17 protein-coding genes are annotated in these 16,199 nt (G+C 66.4%); 7 read left to right on the top strand and 10 right to left on the bottom strand.

Annotated features, from left to right (window positions below):
* Positions 1-151: 151 nt before the first annotated feature.
* Positions 152-913: a bifunctional demethylmenaquinone methyltransferase/2-methoxy-6-polyprenyl-1,4-benzoquinol methylase UbiE gene (gene ubiE, locus HMPREF3114_RS10505; protein ID WP_005419407.1), complete on the bottom strand. Its 762-nt coding sequence runs from the start codon at positions 911-913 to the stop codon at positions 152-154.
* An 81-nt stretch (positions 914-994) separates the two neighbouring features.
* On the opposite strand from ubiE, the gene HMPREF3114_RS10510 reads away from it, so the two are divergent.
* From HMPREF3114_RS10510 to HMPREF3114_RS10530, 5 genes are all read left to right on the top strand, one after another.
* Complete coding sequence (locus tag HMPREF3114_RS10510; protein WP_049399252.1) at positions 995-1,447, top strand: nucleoside deaminase; 453 nt, start codon at positions 995-997, stop codon at positions 1,445-1,447.
* 198 nt (positions 1,448-1,645) lie between these two features.
* Positions 1,646-1,906, top strand: a complete 261-nt coding sequence (locus tag HMPREF3114_RS10515) for a hypothetical protein (RefSeq protein WP_070489734.1) — start codon at positions 1,646-1,648, stop codon at positions 1,904-1,906.
* A gap of 75 nt (positions 1,907-1,981) precedes the next feature.
* Positions 1,982-2,308, top strand: coding sequence for a hypothetical protein (locus tag HMPREF3114_RS10520; protein WP_053497537.1), 327 nt, complete (start codon positions 1,982-1,984; stop codon positions 2,306-2,308).
* 62 nt (positions 2,309-2,370) lie between these two features.
* Entirely contained in the window at positions 2,371-2,793 is a 423-nt protein-coding gene (locus HMPREF3114_RS10525; protein ID WP_053497539.1) for a low affinity iron permease family protein, read from the top strand.
* 107 nt (positions 2,794-2,900) lie between these two features.
* Positions 2,901-3,353, top strand: a complete 453-nt coding sequence (locus tag HMPREF3114_RS10530; RefSeq protein ID WP_080375061.1) for an REP-associated tyrosine transposase — start codon at positions 2,901-2,903, stop codon at positions 3,351-3,353.
* Between the two features lie 108 nt (positions 3,354-3,461).
* On the opposite strand, the gene smeF is transcribed toward HMPREF3114_RS10530, so the two are convergent.
* The 3 genes from smeF to smeD all read right to left on the bottom strand — a co-directional run bounded on the left by smeF (position 3,462) and on the right by smeD (position 9,264).
* On the bottom strand, positions 3,462-4,847 hold the full coding sequence (gene smeF, locus HMPREF3114_RS10535; protein WP_053497542.1) for a multidrug efflux RND transporter outer membrane subunit SmeF: 1,386 nt from the start codon (positions 4,845-4,847) through the stop codon (positions 3,462-3,464).
* 97 nt (positions 4,848-4,944) lie between these two features.
* Entirely contained in the window at positions 4,945-8,067 is a 3,123-nt protein-coding gene (gene smeE, locus HMPREF3114_RS10540; RefSeq protein WP_005419426.1) for a multidrug efflux RND transporter permease subunit SmeE, read from the bottom strand.
* Between the two features lie 12 nt (positions 8,068-8,079).
* Positions 8,080-9,264 carry a multidrug efflux RND transporter periplasmic adaptor subunit SmeD gene (gene smeD / locus HMPREF3114_RS10545; RefSeq protein WP_053497543.1) on the bottom strand — a complete coding sequence of 395 codons (1,185 nt, stop codon included), beginning with the start codon at positions 9,262-9,264 and terminating at the stop codon, positions 8,080-8,082.
* Positions 9,265-9,471: 207 nt separating this feature from the next.
* On the opposite strand from smeD, the gene smeT reads away from it, so the two are divergent.
* Positions 9,472-10,131, top strand: coding sequence for an efflux transporter SmeDEF transcriptional repressor SmeT (gene smeT, locus HMPREF3114_RS10550; RefSeq protein WP_049454998.1), 660 nt, complete (start codon positions 9,472-9,474; stop codon positions 10,129-10,131).
* Between the two features lie 45 nt (positions 10,132-10,176).
* Positions 10,177-11,169, top strand: a complete 993-nt coding sequence (locus HMPREF3114_RS10555; RefSeq protein ID WP_053497545.1) for a Gfo/Idh/MocA family protein — start codon at positions 10,177-10,179, stop codon at positions 11,167-11,169.
* Positions 11,170-11,266: 97 nt separating this feature from the next.
* On the opposite strand, the gene hslU is transcribed toward HMPREF3114_RS10555, so the two are convergent.
* From hslU to HMPREF3114_RS10585, 6 genes are all read right to left on the bottom strand, one after another.
* Positions 11,267-12,640 (bottom strand): ATP-dependent protease ATPase subunit HslU, encoded by a 1,374-nt coding sequence (hslU, locus tag HMPREF3114_RS10560; RefSeq protein WP_070489736.1) that lies wholly within the window; start codon positions 12,638-12,640, stop codon positions 11,267-11,269.
* A 102-nt stretch (positions 12,641-12,742) separates the two neighbouring features.
* Entirely contained in the window at positions 12,743-13,294 is a 552-nt protein-coding gene (hslV, locus tag HMPREF3114_RS10565; protein ID WP_005411093.1) for an ATP-dependent protease subunit HslV, read from the bottom strand.
* Positions 13,295-13,379: 85 nt separating this feature from the next.
* Positions 13,380-14,276 (bottom strand): tyrosine recombinase XerC, encoded by an 897-nt coding sequence (gene xerC / locus HMPREF3114_RS10570; RefSeq protein WP_053497549.1) that lies wholly within the window; start codon positions 14,274-14,276, stop codon positions 13,380-13,382.
* Between the two features lie 16 nt (positions 14,277-14,292).
* A complete protein-coding gene (locus tag HMPREF3114_RS10575; protein ID WP_005419445.1) occupies positions 14,293-14,967 on the bottom strand; it encodes a DUF484 family protein in 675 nt (224 codons plus the stop codon).
* Positions 14,964-15,815, bottom strand: coding sequence for a diaminopimelate epimerase (dapF, locus tag HMPREF3114_RS10580; RefSeq protein WP_053497550.1), 852 nt, complete (start codon positions 15,813-15,815; stop codon positions 14,964-14,966). The genes HMPREF3114_RS10575 and dapF overlap by 4 nt, the downstream gene beginning before the upstream one ends.
* A complete protein-coding gene (locus HMPREF3114_RS10585; protein WP_053497552.1) occupies positions 15,808-16,080 on the bottom strand; it encodes an LPS translocon maturation chaperone LptM in 273 nt (90 codons plus the stop codon). The genes dapF and HMPREF3114_RS10585 overlap by 8 nt, the downstream gene beginning before the upstream one ends.
* Positions 16,081-16,199 lie beyond the last annotated feature (119 nt).

The raw sequence follows: 16,199 nt of genomic DNA on the forward strand, positions 1-16,199 counted from the left end.
GGTAATGGCGGGCCGGGCCGATCCTGCGCCTCCGGCGCATGCCAACCAAGGTTGGCATCCACAGGTAGGTGCCAACCTTGGTTGGCACGGATCTTTCATCGCTCGCGGCCGGCGAGTACCAACCAAGGTTGGCACCCACCAGAGCAGGGCTCTACAGCTTGTAGCCGGAGTGGATCGAGACGATGCCGCCGGTCAGGTTCTTGTAGTGGCAGCGCTCGAAGCCGGCCTGCCCCATCATCGCCTTCAGTTCGTCCTGCGGCGGATGCTTGCGGATGCTCTCGGCCAGGTACTGGTAGCTGTCCGAATCGTTGGCGAACAACTTGCCCAGCCTGGGCAGGATCTTGAACGAGTGGAAGTCGTAGATCGGCTTGAACCAGTCGGCAGTGACTTCGGAGAACTCCAGCACGCGGGCCTGGCCGCCCACCTTCAGCACGCGGTACATCTCGCGCAGGCCGGCGTCCTTGTCGGTCACGTTGCGCAGGCCGAAGGCAATGGTGACCAGGTCGAAGCTGTTGTCCGGGAACGGCAGGGCTTCGGCGTTGCACTGCACGTAGTCCAGGCCAAGCACCAGGCCGCGGTTGGTCAGGCGGTCGCGGCCGACCGACAGCATGCCGGCGTTGATGTCGCCCAGCACCACCGAGCCCTCGGCGCCGACGCGTTCCTTCAGCAGGGCGGCGATGTCGCCGGTGCCGCCGGCCAGATCGAGCACGCGGTCGCCCGGCTTCACCTGCGCGGTCGCCACGTAGTAGCGCTTCCACGCCCGGTGCACGCCCAGGCTCATCAGGTCGTTCATCAGGTCGTAGTTGCGCGCGACCGAGGTGAACACCTGGCCGACCAGCTTCTGCTTGTCCTTGGCGGCGACGTCGCGGAACCCGAAATGGGTGGTACCGGCTTTGTAGGGGGATTCGCTCATGGCCCCGATTATCGCACCGCCGGGGGCCAGCGGCACCCCCTGCCCGTATCATGGCGGGCCACGACTGACCGGAGCCCCCGCATGATCACCACGCCCGACTACCAGGCCCTGCTGCAGACCGCCATCGCCGAAGCCCGCCAGGGCCTGGCCGAGGGCGGCGTGCCGATCGGCGCGGCGCTGTACCACAACGACGGCCGCCTGCTCGGCTGCGGCCACAACCGCCGCGTGCAGGAAGGCGACCCATCGGTGCACGGCGAAACCGACGCCTTCCGCAAGGCCGGCCGCCAGCGCCGCTACCAGGACACCATCATGGTCACCACCCTGGCGCCGTGCTGGTACTGCTCGGGCCTGGTGCGCCAGTTCAACATCGGCACCGTGGTGGTGGGCGAATCGCGCACGTTCCAGGGCGGCATCGACTGGCTGCGCGAGAACGGCGTCAACGTGATCGACCTCGACAACCAGGAATGCGTTGACCTGCTGGGTGGCTTCATTGCGCAGCATCCGGAGATCTGGAACGAAGACATCGGCGAATGAGCACCGTGCAACGTGTCGTTGAACCCGTTTAATGAACGCTTCAGCGCGGGCACGTTCCAGTGCCCGCAGCGTTTGCGGCCGATGCCGTGAACCCGTGCACAGTCAGCTGCGCTGCGTGCATACACTGCGGTAACACTCCACCCGGCCGAGGCGCCTAGGGTGGGGTTACCGGGGTCCCTTTCCCCGGCGGAGCCAGCCATGTGCGCGCACGCCGTACGTCCCCCGCCCGACCCGATCCTCGATGCCATCCGCGAGCGCCTGCAGCAGCAGTACGCGCTGCACCAGCGCGGCGCCAGGTTCTGGACCGCCTACCAGGGCCTGCAGCTGGAACTGGTGCGCAACCATCCGCTCGACCAGGAGCGCCTGTGCAATGCGATGGCCGACATGGCCGAGGACCTCGGTGCGGTCGAGCATGCGCAATTGATCGGCAATCGCCACGCCGGCTCCACATCCCGCTGACGCGGCATGCACCGCCACATACGCCACACTCCGATGAACCCCCACTCCCTTTCCACTCAACCGAACTGGATTGTCATGCACGCTGAAGTCCCCACCATTCCTCCGGTCATCAACGTAGACGCCGAGCTTGACCACTGGCGCCGCCAGCATGCCGAAGGCGCACTGCCGCACAACTCGTTCGGCTCGTACGTGCCGTGGATCAAGTTCGCCTGCGATTCGCTGATCACCCAGCCACGCGCCAGCAATGCACAGCGCGACGAGATGTTCCAGACCCAGTACGCACTGCAGATCATGCCGCGGCTGAGCGAAGCCCAGGCCCGCGAATTCGTCGACCGCTGCTGGCAGCACGTCTACCAGACCAGCCCGGTCCGGCTGCAGGACGCACCGCGCCTGCGCGCCTGAGCTGCACAGCGCCTGCACGAGCGCCTGCCGATCATCCTCGTCACCTGAGTGGGAAGACGAAGATGAAAGCACGCAACCTGTTCAATACGATCGCCAAGAAGGCCGCGACAGCCACCGGCTCACCGTGGACCTTCCTGGCTGCGGTGGCGATTGTGGTGATCTGGGGCATCACCGGCCCGGTGTTCGGTTTCAACGACACCTGGCAGCTGGTGATCAATACCGGCACCACCATCATCACCTTCCTGATGGTGTTCCTGATCCAGCACACGCAGAACGCCGACACTGCCGCGATGCAGATCAAGCTGGACGAGCTGATCCGGGCGACGGCCGAAGCCAACAACGAACTGCTGGATCTGGAAGAACTGGACGAAGCGCGCCTGGAAGAGATCCGTGCCGAGTACGAGCAGATGGCCCGCGAAGCAGGCGATGCGCTGGCGCGCGTCCGCGCCTGCCATGCGGCGCGGCGCGACGATGAAGCGATCTGACGGTAGCGCCGGGCCATGCCCGGCGAGCGCGGTACCCGGAAGAATCCCACATGGGCCATCGCCGTCGGCTGATAACGGCGGACATCCCATCAGTGCAGACTGGCGCCATGTCCAGCCGTCACCTGGAACGTGGCCGCCACTCCCGTATCGGGGGCTACTACGTCCTCACCACGGTCGTACGCCACCGGCGCCCGGTCTTTGAAGATCCACGTTGTGCAACGTGTCTTGTGGATGCATTGAGGTATGTTGAACGCATGGGCCTCAGTCGGTCCTTTGCTTGGGTCGTCATGCCTGACCATCTGCATTGGCTGATGCAGCTGCGCGACGGATCACTGGCGCGCATGATGGGAACGGTGAAATCCCGCAGCAGCCGGTTGCTGGGGCAGCAGTCCGGCATACAGACGCCTTTGTGGCAGCCGAGCTATTTCGATCACGCGGTACGCAGCGAGGAAGCCTTGAGGCGCCATGCGTTGTACATCCTGGGCAACCCCATCCGAGCAGGGTTGACCCTGCATCTCGATGAATATCCGTTTGCATGGTCCCGTTGGCCAATGCGGTAGCGCCCGACCATGCCCGGCGAGCACGAAGTGCGGTCCGCCCAGACGTCAGGCATGCAGGAACGAAAAGCCGCCGGGCGCGGCCCGGCGCTACCGGTATCGAATTGCTGCTCAGCTGCGCTCGTGCCAGCCGCCGCCCAGCACCTTGTACAGGGTGATGCGGTTGGCCTGCTGGGCCAGCTGCGCCTGCAACTGGGTCTGCTGCGCGTTGTAGGCAGTACGTCGTGCGTCCAGCAGGGTCACGAAGCTGTCCAGGCCGGCATCGTAACGTGCCTGCGACAGGCGGTTGGCCTGTTCGGCCGCTTCCACCAGGCGCTGCTGTGAACTGACCTGTTCATCCAGGCTGACATTCAATGCCAGCGCATCGGCGGTTTCGCGGAAGCCCACCTGGATCGACTTCTCGTACTGCGCCAGTGCGATATCACGATCAGCGTTGGCGACGGCCAGGTTGGCGCGCAGCTTGCCGCCCTGGAAGATCGGCAGGGTGATCTTCGGCAGGAAACTCCATACGCGAGTGCCGCTGTCGAACAGGCTGGACAATTCGCTGGAGCCACTGCCAATGCTGCCGGTCAGCGAGATGCTCGGGAAGAACGCAGCACGTGCCGCGCCGATGTTGGCATTGGCGGCCAGCAGCTGGTGTTCGGCGGCCATGATGTCCGGGCGCTGCAGCAGCACATCGCTGGGCAGGCCGGCCGGCGGAGGCGCCAGTGCCAGCAACTGCGGTTCGATGCTGTCCGGCAGCAGTGCCGGGTCCAGCTGGCCACCGGCCAGCAGGGCCAGCGCGTTGCGGTCCTGGGCCAGCTGGCCGCGCAGGCGCGCGGCGTCGGTACGCGCGGTTTCCACCAGCGTGCGGGTCTGGGTCAGCTCCAGCGCCGAGCTGCCACCGCGCTCGTGGCGGGCCTCGGCCAGGCGCAGCGAATCCTCGTAGGTCCTCAGCGTGGCCTCGGCAATCTTCAGCTGCTGGGCATCGGCACCGTAGGTCAGCCACGCCGTCGCTGTCTCGGCCACCAGGCTCAGCTGCGCGTTGCGACGATTGGCAGCTACGGCAAAGTACTGCTGCAGTGCCGCTTCGCTCAGGTTGCGCACGCGGCCGAACAGGTCCAGCTCGAACTCGGCCACGCCGACACCGGCGGTGAACTGCTCGGTGACGCCAGCGTCGGTGCCTTGGCGCTGCATCTGGCCGGTGACGGCCACGCCGGGCACGCGGTCGGCGCGCTGTACGCGGTACTGGCCGCGCGCGCGTTCAACGTTGAGCACAGCCACGCGCAGGTCGCGGTTGTTCTGCAGCGACTGCTCGATCACCTGCTGCAGGCGCGCATCGGTGAAGAAGTCGCGCCAGCCGACGGCGGCGACATCGGCCACCTGGCCCTGTACAGCCTCGGCCGGCCACTGCGCCGGAATTGCCGGAGCGACGGCGGTGTTCTTCGGCACCAGAGTGGAGCAGCCGGCCAGCGCGAGCGCGGCGGCCAGGGATACAGCAAGAGAAGAGAATTTCATGGCGACACCTTGGGGGTCACGGTGGTAGCGCCGGGCCATGCCCGGCGGCTACGCGGTGAGGCATCCGCCGGGCATGGCCCGGCGCTGCCGGATTTCATCACTCGGCGGATTTGCGCTTGAACACGCGCTGCACCACTACGAAGAACAGCGGTACGAAGAACACGCCGAGCACGGTGCCGACGATCATGCCGCCGAGCACGCCGGTGCCGATCGCCTGCTTGGCGCCGGAACCGGCACCGGTGGAGATCGCCAGCGGCACCACGCCCATGCCGAACGCCAGCGAGGTCATCACGATCGGGCGCAGGCGGTCGCGCACGGCATGCATGATCGCCTCGATCAGGCCTGCGCCCTTCTCCAGGTTTTCCTTGGCGAACTCGACGATCAGGATCGCGTTCTTGCTGGTCAGGCCTACCGTGGTCAGCATCGCCACCTGGAAATAGATGTCGCGCTCCAGGCCCTTGAAGGTATTGGCCAGCACTGCGCCGAGGATACCCAGCGGGGCCGCCAGCAACACCGCCGTCGGCACGCTCCAGCTTTCGTACATCGCGGCCAGGCACAGGAACACGATCATCAGCGACAGCGTGTACAGCAACGGCGTCTGCGAGCCCGCCTGGCGTTCCTGGTAGGACATCGCCGTCCACTCGATGCCGAAGCCTGCGGGCAGCTGCTTGGCCAGTTGCTCGATCTCGGCCATGGCATCGCCGGAGGCAACACCCGGGGCCGGTTCGCCCTGGATTTCCATCGCCGACACACCGTTGTAGCGCTCCAGGCGCGGCGAACCGTAATCCCAGTGCTTGGTGGCGAACGCGCTGAACGGCACCATCTCGCCCTTGTCGTTCTTCACGGACCAGAGGTCGAAGTCCTCCGGGACCATGCGGAACGGCTGGTCGGCCTGCACGAACACGCGCTTGACGCGGCCACGATCGACGAAATCGTCGATGTACGAGCTGCCCCAGGCAGCGGCCAGCGTGCCGTTGATCTGGTCGATCGACAGCCCCAGCGAGGTCGCCTTGGCCGCGTCGATGTCGATGCGGAACTGCGGCGTGTCTTCCTGGCCGTTCGGGCGCACGTTGGCCAGCTTCTTGCTGCCGGCTGCCAGGCCGAGCAGCTGGTTGCGCGCGGCCACCAGTGCCTCGTGGCCCTGGCCACTGTTGTCCTTGAGGAAGAAGGTGTAGCCCGAGGCGGTACCCAGTTCCGGAATGGCCGGCGGCGGGAAGGCGAAGATGAAAGCATCCTTGATCTGTCCCAGGGCTGCCATCGCACGACCGGTGATCGGCATCACGCCATTGTTGGCGTCACGCTCGCTCCAGTCCTTCAGCTTGACGAACGCCATGCCGGCGTTCTGGCCCATGCCGGCGAAGCTGAAGCCCTGCACGGAGAACACCGAATCCACCGCATCCTTTTCGTTCTGCAGGAAGTGGTTCTCCAATGCCGCGATCGATTCCAGCGTGCGCTCCTGGGTGGCGCCGACCGGGGCCTGCACCAGCGCCATCAGCACGCCCTGGTCTTCGTTGGGCAGGAACGAGCTGGGCAGGCGCACGAACAGCACGCCCATCAGCACGAACAGTGCCGCCACGATGCCCATGAAGCGCCACGGACGATGGATGATGCCGCGCACACCACGCTGGTAACTTTCGCTGGTGCGGTCGAAGCCACGGTTGAAACCGTTGAAGAAGCGACCGGCCAGGCCGCGGTGGGCAACATGATGCTCGCCTTTCTTCAGCGGCTTGAGCATGGTCGCGCACAGTGCCGGGGTCAGCACGATCGCCACCAGTACGGACAACGCCATTGCAGAGACAATCGTGGCCGAGAACTGCCGGTAGATCACGCCGGTGGATCCGCTCATGAAGGCCATCGGCACGAACACCGCCGACAGCACCAGGCCGATACCCACCAGCGCACCGGTGATCTGGCCCATCGACTTGCGGGTCGCTTCAAGCGGCGACAGTCCTTCCTCGGACATGATGCGCTCGACGTTCTCCACCACCACGATGGCATCGTCCACCAGCAGGCCGATCGCCAGTACCATCGCGAACATGGTCAGCATGTTCACCGAGAAGCCCAGCATCGCCAGCACGCCGAAGGTACCCAGCAGCACCACCGGCACGGCGATGGTCGGGATCAGGGTGGCACGGAAGTTCTGCAGGAACAGGTACATCACCACGAACACCAGCACGATCGCTTCGAGCAGGGTCTGCACCACGCCCTTGATCGACACGCGCACGAACGGCGTGGTGTCGTACGGGATCTCGGCCTTCAGCCCGGCCGGGAAGAAGCTCTTCATGTCGTCCAGCGCAGCATCCACGCCGGCAGCGGTATCCAGCGCATTGGCGCCGGTGGCCAGGGTGACCGCCAGGCCGCTGGCCGGCTGGCCGTTGTAGCGGGTGACGAAGTCGTAGGACTCGGCACCCAGTTCGACGCGGGCGACATCACCCAGGCGCAACTCGGCACCGTCCTGCGCGCCGCGCACGATGATGTTGCGGAACTGTTCCGGGGTCTGCAGGCGCGACTGCGCGTTGATGGTGGCGTTGAGCTGCTGGCCCTTCACCGACGGCGCACCGCCGAGCTGGCCGATCGCCACCTGGGCATTCTGCGCCTTGATCGCCGCAGTCACTTCCGCGACGGACAGGCCATAGGTATGCAGCTTGTTCGGGTCCAGCCAGATGCGCATGGCGTACTTGCCACCGAATACCTGGATGTTGCCCACGCCCGGCACGCGGCTGAGGCGGTCGACGACATTGGAACCGACGTAGTCGGCGATGTCGTTGGCGTCCATGCTGCCGTTCTCGGACACGAACGCGATGACGTTCAGGAAGCCCGAGCTGGACTTGGCCACGTTGATGCCCTGCCGCTGCACTTCCTGCGGCAGCAGCGGCATGGCCAGCTGCAGCTTGTTCTGCACCTGCACCTGGGCGATGTCCGGGTTGGTGCCGCTCTCGAAGGTCAGGGTGATGGTGGCCTGGCCGTTGGACGAGCTGTTGGAGGAGAAGTAGATCAGGCCATCAAGGCCCTTCATGTTCTGCTCGATGATCTGCGTCACCGAGTCTTCGACCACCTTGGCCGATGCACCCGGGTAAGTGGCGCTGATTTCCACCGCCGGCGGTGCGACGTTGGGGTACATCGAGACCGGCAGCTTGAACAGGGCCAGGCCGCCGGCGAGCATGATGATGATGGCGATCACCCACGCGAAGATGGGTCGATCGATGAAAAAGCGTGCCATGGGGTTCTCCGCTTACTTCGCGTCGCCGGCCGGGGCGGCAGGCTGGGCACCGGCCGCCGGCTTGGCCGGTGCGTCGCCCTTTTCGGTGGCCTTGACTGGCATGCCGGGGCCGATCTTCTGCAGGCCTTCGACGATGACTTTGTCACCGGCCTTCAGGCCGTCCTCGACCAGCCACTTGTCGCCGACCGTGCGACTGACCTTGACCGGGCGCACTTCGACCTTGTTGTCCTTGCCGACCACCATCGCCGTGGTGTCGCCCTTCGGATCGCGGGCGATGCCCTGCATCGGCACCAGCACTGCATCACTGCGCACGCCGCCGCCGATCACCGCACGCACGTACATGCCCGGCATCAGCAGGCCGTCCGGGTTGTCCACCTTCACGCGCAGGCCGAAGCTGCCGGTGGTCGGATCGACGCTGACTTCGGAGAACTCCAGCGTACCCTTGTGCTCGAAGGTGCTGCCGTCTTCCATCAGGATGCTGACCGGTAGGGTCTGGTTGTCCTGCAGGCGGCCGGCGGCCAGTTCGCGGCGCAGCTGCAGCAGCTCGGCCGAAGACTGGGTCAGGTCGACATAGATCGGGTCCAGCTGCTGCACGGTGGCCAGTGCATTGGCCTGGCCGGCGCTGACCAGCGCACCCTGGGTGACGCTGGACTTGCCGATGCGGCCGCTGATCGGCGCGGTGATGCGGGCGTAGCCCAGGGTGACGTTGGCCGCATCCAGCGATGCCTTCGCGGCGCCGACATCCGCCTCGGCCTGCTTCTGCGCGGCCACGGCATTTTCCAGGTCCTGCTGGCTGACCGCATCGACCTTGGCCAGCTCGGTGATGCGCTTGGCGCTCAGCCGGGCGGCGTTGGCGGTGGCCTCGGCGCGGGCCAGCTGGGCGCGGGCACTGTTGGCCTGGGCGCGGTAGCTGGCGTCCTCGATCTGGTACAGCGGCTCGCCGGCCTTGACCATGCCACCTTCGGTGAACAGGCGCTTGGCAACGATGCCATTGACCTGCGGGCGCACTTCGGCGACCAGGTAGGCGTTGGTACGGCCCGGCAGTTCGCGGGTCAGGCCCACGGTCTCGGACTTCAGCGTGACCACAGTGACGTCACCCGGGCCCTGCTCGGGGGCCTGGGGTTGGCCGCCGCAGGCAGCCACGGTCGCGGCGATCGCCAGCGACAGTGCAAAGGGTCGGATTCGGCTCAGCAACATGACGGAAAGGCTCTTAGGGGAAGGAATCTCAAATCGCGCTGATACAGGCCGAAAGCGCCAGCAGGCAACGCTCACCAGCGGGGAGTGGTAACCGGACCGGCCTGCCACGCACACGACGGGAATGATGGGAGCGAAATATACATACATGCTTGTTTGTTTGTAAACCGGTACAATTCAGCCACGTTTCACCCGCACTCGTACCCATCCATGGCCCGCAAGACCAAAGAGGACACCCAGGCAACCCGGGAAGGCATCCTTGACGCCGCCGAAGCCTGCTTCCATGAACACGGCGTGGCCCGTACCACGCTGGAGATGATCGGTGCCCGCGCCGGCTATACCCGCGGTGCGGTCTACTGGCACTTCAAGAACAAGAGCGAGGTGCTGGCCGCGATCGTCGAACGCGTGCATCTGCCTTTCATGCAGGAGCTGGAGCGCACCTCGACCGACCAGCGCGACACGCCGGTGCACGACCTGCGCGCGGTGATGATCCACTCGTTCATCGAACTGTCCGAGGACGAGCGACTGCGCAAGACCATGGAGATCATGCTGCGCAGCGATGCCTCGGCCGACACCAAGGTGCTGACCGAACTGCAGCAGGCCGGTTTCCGCGATGGACTGGAGCGGATGGAACGTGCCCTGCGCCGGGCAAAGGACCTGGGCCAGCTGCGCGAGGGTGCAGACCCGAAGATCGCCGCACGCATGCTGCACGCCACCGTGCTGGGCGTACTGCACGGTGCGATGGTCGAACCGGAACTGATGGACCTCAAGCGCGATGGCATGCTCGCACTGGACATGACCCTGGCCGCCTACGTAAAGGACGGCGTGTTCGTTCCCGGCACCGTGCCCGAGCCGCTGCCCGAGGCATGAGCGGGTTCACTGCCGCCACCGCAGCCCCACTGTGAGGACAGACCCATGATCCTGGACAACGTGGTGTGGGGCTTCATCGGCTGCGGCAGCGTCACCGAGAAGAAGAGCGGCCCCGCCCTGGCCAGCACACCCGGCTCACGGGTGGCGGCGGTCATGCGCCGCAATGCCGCATTGGCCGAAGACTATGCGCGGCGCCACGCGGTGCCCCGCTGGTACACGGATGCCGACGCGCTGATCGGCGATCCGGACGTGAACGCGGTGTACGTTGCAACACCGCCCTCCACGCACATGCAGTACGCATTGCAGGCGATTGCGGCGGGCAAGCCGGTCTATATCGAGAAACCCATGGCCCTGGACCTCGCCGAATGCGAGCGCATCCTGGAAGCCAGTGCACGCCGTGGCGTGCCCGTGTTCGTCGCCTACTACCGCCGCGCCCTGCCCCGATTCGCGCAGGTGAAGCAGCTGCTGGACAGCGGCGCGATCGGTACACCGCGCAGCGTTCGCGCCACCCTGCATCGGCCGCATTCGGTGAATGCCGCATCGCCGGACTTCTGGCGGACCAATCCCGCAATCTCCGGCGGCGGGCTGTTCGTCGATCTGGGCTCGCACACCCTGGACCTGCTCGATCATCTATTGGGTCCGCTGAGCGATGTGCGCGGCCTGGCCAGTTCGTTGACCGGCGCTTATGCCGCCGAGGACAGCGTTTCGATGTGCTTCCGCACTGGAACGGGCGCGCACGGCATCGCGCAATGGAGCTTCTGCGCGTTCCGCCGCCAGGATGAGGTCGAGATCACCGGCGACCGCGGCCAGCTGCGCTTTGCGACCTTCGAGGATGTTCCGGTGGTGCTGGAAAACGAAGCGGGTGTGCAGACCTTCGACATTCCCAACCCGTCGTCGATCCAGCAACCGTTGATCGCCTCTCTCGTGGATGAACTGCGCGGCAACGGGCACTCGCCCTCGGACGGCATCAGCGCCGCCCGCACCAGTGCGGTGATCGACCAGGTGCTGCAGGCCTACCGCACGCGGCAATCGCGCTGAGCGCCAACGCAAAAAGCCGCCTTTCGGCGGCCTTTTCTGTTGCAGCGGATGGCGTCAGGGCCCTCGCCGTGGCGAGGGGATCCGACCGGATCGGGCGTTACAGGATGTAGCGGCTCAGGTCCGGGTCCTGCACCAGCTCACCCAGGTGTGCATCGACGTAGGCGCTGTCGATGGCCAGGGTTTCGCCATCGCGGTCCGGCGCCTCGTAGCTGAGCGAATCCAGCAGGCGCTCCAACACCGTATGCAGGCGGCGCGCGCCGATGTTTTCCTGGCGCTCGTTCACCTGGAAGGCGATCTCGGCCAGGCGCTCGATGGCATCGGCGGTGAAGCTGACCTTGACACCTTCAGTGGCCAGCAGCGCTTCGTACTGCTTGGTCAGCGCGGCCTTCGGCTCGGTCAGGATGCGCACGAAGTCATTCTTGCTCAGCGCACCCAGTTCCACGCGGATCGGGAAACGGCCCTGCAGCTCCGGAATCAGGTCGCTGGGCTTGGCCAGGTGGAACGCGCCCGACGCGATGAACAGGATGTGGTCCGTCTTGATCGTGCCGTACTTGGTGGACACGTTGGAGCCTTCCACCAGCGGCAGCAGGTCGCGCTGCACGCCTTCGCGGGACACGTCGCCACCGCCCACGTTGTCACCACGCTTGGCGACCTTGTCGATCTCATCGATGAAGACGATGCCGTGCTGCTCGCACGCCTCGATTGCGGCGGTACGGATGTCATCCTCGTTGACCAGCTTGCCCGCTTCTTCCTCGATCAGCAGCGGGCGCGCAGCCTTGATGGTCAGCGTGCGCTTGTGCGCCTTCGCGCCGCCGCCGAGGTTGGCGAACATCGACTTCAGCTGCTGGCCCATTTCCTCCATGCCCGGCGGGGTCATGATGTCCATGCTGACATTGGCCGCCAGGTCAAGCTCGATCTCACGCTCGTCCAGCTCACCGTTGCGCAGCATCTTGCGGAACTTGATGCGGGTCTCGTTGTCCTGCGCCGACGGTTCGTTGCGGGCGACTTCAGGATCGAAACCGATGCCGCCGCTACGACGCGGCAGCAGCGCATCGAGGATGCGGTCTTCGGCGCGTTCTTCGGCCTGGGTACGCACGCGCACCTTGGCCTGTTCGCGATAGAGCTTGACCGCGGTGTCGGCCAGGTCACGGATGATCTGCTCGACGTCCTTGCCGACGTAGCCCACTTCGGTGAAGCGGGTGGCTTCGACCTTCACGAACGGTGCGTTGGCCAGCGTGGCCAGGCGGCGCGCGATCTCGGTCTTGCCGACACCGGTCGGGCCGATCATCAGGATGTTCTTCGGCATCACTTCATTGCGCAGCTCCGCCGGCAGCTGCATGCGACGCCAGCGGTTGCGCAGGGCGATGGCCACGGCGCGCTTGGCGTCGTGCTGGCCCACGATGTGCCTGTCCAGTTCCTGCACGATCTCGCGCGGGGTCATGGTGGCGGAGGAAACTTCGATCTTCGGCATGGTTGTGCTCACGGATTCATTGTCGGTAGTGCCGGCCGCTGGCCGGCAACCAGGCACGCGTGCGGGGGACATGAGGTTGCCGGCCAGCAGCCGGCACGACCCTCACAGCTCCTCGACCACCACGTTGCGGTTGGTATAGATGCAGATGTCGCCGGCAATGCCGATCGCTTCACTGGCGATGGTGCGTGCATCCAGCTCGGTGTGCGCCATCAGCGCCCGCGCAGCCGAAAGGGCGTACGAACCACCGGAGCCGATGGCGATGATGCCGTCCTCCGGCTCGATCACATCACCGGTGCCGCTGATGATCAGCGAGGTTTCCTTGTCAGCCACTGCCAGCAGGGCTTCGAGCTTGCCCAGGCGGCGCTCGGTGCGCCAATCCTTGGCCAGCTCGACCGCGGCGCGCTGCAGCTGGCCGTGCTTTTCCAGCTTGGCCTCGAACAGCTCGAACAAGGTGAAGGCATCGGCGGCGGCACCGGCGAAGCCGGCCAGCACCTGGCCGTCGCGGCCAAGGCGGCGCACCTTGCGCGCGTTGCCCTTCATCACGGTGTGGCCCAGCGTGACCTGGCCGTCGCCGGCAATGGCCACGTGCTCGCCGCGACGGACGCAGACGATGGTGGTGGCGTGGAAAACGTTGGGGTTCTGACTGGGGTCCATGATGCCTCCGGGGTGACAGAACCAGAGGTGGGGACTGCGCTGCGCCCTTCAAGCCACCCGCGACCGGCTGACGCAGGGGCAACGTTCAGCTTTCTCCGCTGCCCTCGGTGCTGCGTCGACGCTTCGCGCGCGGATGCGCGGCGTCATAGACCTTGGCCAGGTGCTGGAAATCGAGGTGGGTATAGATCTGCGTGGTGGCGATGTCGGCATGGCCGAGCAGTTCCTGCACGCCACGCAGGTCGCCGGAGGATTCCAGGATGTGGCTGGCGAAACTGTGCCGCAGCATGTGCGGATGCACCTGCTTGAACAGGCCCTGGCGCTGCGCCAGATGGCGGATGCGTATCTGCACCGCGCGTTGGCTGATCGGCCCGTTGCGGCCGGGAAATACCGGCGAGGCCGGTCCACCGCCACTTTCCGCGCGCCACGCCTGCAGCGCTTCGCGTGCCGGCCGCCCGAACGGCACGCGGCGCTGGCGGTTGCCCTTGCCCAGCACGTTGACCAGCCCGCTGTCGAAATCCAGGTCGCGCCAGGTCAGCGCACAGACTTCGCTCAGACGCAGGCCGGAGGAATAGAACAGTTCCAGCAGCGCGCGGTCGCGACGGCCGAGCTCGCCTTCCGGTTCCAGCTCGACCAGCTGCACGGCTTCGTCGGCGTCAAGCACCTGCGGCAACCGGCGCGGCGCACGCGGCGCCTTCAGTGTCGCCGCCGGACTGACCTCGATGCGCCCGTGCTTGAGCAGCCAGGCATAGAAGCTGCGGCAGGCCGACAGGCGGCGTTGCAGGCTCTTGGCCGACAGGCCGCGGCGATGTTCATCGGCAACGAACTGGCGCAAGGCATCGGCATCAAGCGCCTCCACCGCCACGCCACGCGGCTCGGCCCAGGCCGACAGCGCGTCCAGGTCGCGGCGGTAGGCGTCAAGCGTATGCGCCGACATCCGCCGCTCCACCTGCAGATGCTGCAGGAAGGCCTGTACCGCGCTCATCGTCGTCCGGTCCTGCTTAGTCGTGGAAGCGCTTCAGGCCAGTGGCCAGGGCGTCGCCCATCATGCGCAGGAACAGCGTGCCCATGCCCGGGTAGAAGCGGTTCGGGTCGTGGCTGCCGACTGCGATCAGGCCGACGCCCGGCAACGGCAGCAGCGCGGTGGTCTGCACTTCCTCGCTGCGCACGCCGTACAGGACGGCATTCTTTTCCGGCTGCAGGCGGCCGCAGATCGGCTCGCCGTCGTTCAGGCAATCGCGGAACGGGCCCAGTTGCGGATCATCGGCAGCAATCACCTGCAGCCAGTCGGCCTGTTCCAGCCCGGCCACCGGCGCATGCACCACCAGCCGCACCAGGTCGCCGGCGAAGTCTTCCTGCAGCGATGCGGCCATCGCGCGCAGGGTATCGGCCGCGTTGTCCTGCTTCATCAGTGCCAGGGTCAGCTGGTGCGTGCGCACCGCAAGGCGTTCATTGACCTGGGCGGTGGCGCCCAGATCGGCCAACCGTCGTGCCAGCTCGCGGTTCTTCTCGCGCAGCACTTCCAGCTGGTAGCTGGCCAGCGATGCGGTCGGGCCGTCATCGCGCGGCACCACCAGGGTCAGGGCCAGGTCCGGGAACTGCTTGAGGAAGCCGGGATGTCGCCGCAACCAGGCGGCGACTTCATGGGCCCCGAGCTTGTCGACGGTTTCGGTCATGCCATCCACTCCCCTTCGAAGACGAATGCGGTCGGGCCCGCCATCACCACCGGCTGGCCATCGCCCGGCCACTGGATGCGCAGGTCACCTCCGGGCAGGCTGATGCGCGCATCGCGCTGCAGGCGGCCGCGCTGCATCAGGGTCACGGCGGCGGCGCAGGCGCCGCTGCCGCAGGCCAGGGTCTCGCCGACACCGCGCTCGAACACGCGCAGGCGGGCGTGGGCCGGGCTCATCACCTGGGCGAAGCCCACGTTCACCGAGCGCGGGAACGACGCGTGCTGCTGCAGCAGCGAACCCACGCGTTCAACCGGAGCGGCATCGATCAAGCCCACTTCGATCACCGCATGCGGGTTGCCCATCGACACCGCAGCAAAGCGGACGCTCTCGCCCTGCAGCGGCAGCAGGTATTCCTCGCGCGGGTGGGCGAAGCCCATCAGCGGCACGTTGGCCGGCTCGAAGGCAGGCACGCCCATCGTCACCGCGAACTGCCCTTCGCCCAGCACCTTCACCTCATGGCTGGCCAGCGGGCTGTCGATGACGAATGCATCGCCCTGCGCGCTGCCCTCGCGCACCAGCCAGGCCGCGATGCAGCGCGCGCCATTGCCGCACTGCTCGGAATTGGAACCGTCGGCGTTCCAGATGCGGTACGAGGCCACCGAGCCTTCCGCACGTGGCGCCTCGATGGTCAGGATCTGATCGCAGCCGACACCGGTGTGGCGGTCGGCCAGGCGCGCGGCCAGTTCAGGCGTGGGCGGCGCAGTACCGTCACGCAGGTCGATCACTACGAAGTCATTGCCCGCGCCATGCATCTTGCTGAAGCGCAAGGCCTTGGAACCGGCCTTACTCATTCCCGCTGCCCGCCTTCTTCGCTGGCGCGGGTGCCGGCTGGGTCGTCGGTGCAGCCGGGTCCACGGTCGTGGCCGGAGTGGCGGTTCCTTGGGTTTCCACCGGAGTCGCCTCGGTGGCGGGCTCGGCTGCGGGTTCGACGGCTTCTTCCACCGGCACCGGCTTCTGCGGCAGTACCAGCGGGCCCTTGTTGCCGCAGGCGGCGAGGAGCAGCAGCGAGGCCGCTGCCAGCGGAATCAGGATGGCGTTTCGATGGGGGATCTTCATGCCCCGAGTATAGCCATTGGCGGCTGAGCGGTTGGTGCAGGGCGGCACGCCACGCATCCGCCGGGCATGGCCCGGCGCTACCGTAACCGGGCGCCGCAGGTAGCGCCGGGCCATGCCCG

Origin of the sequence: Stenotrophomonas sp. HMSC10F07 (genome assembly GCF_001807895.1) — a bacterium.
Taxonomy (GTDB): domain Bacteria; phylum Pseudomonadota; class Gammaproteobacteria; order Xanthomonadales; family Xanthomonadaceae; genus Stenotrophomonas; species Stenotrophomonas sepilia.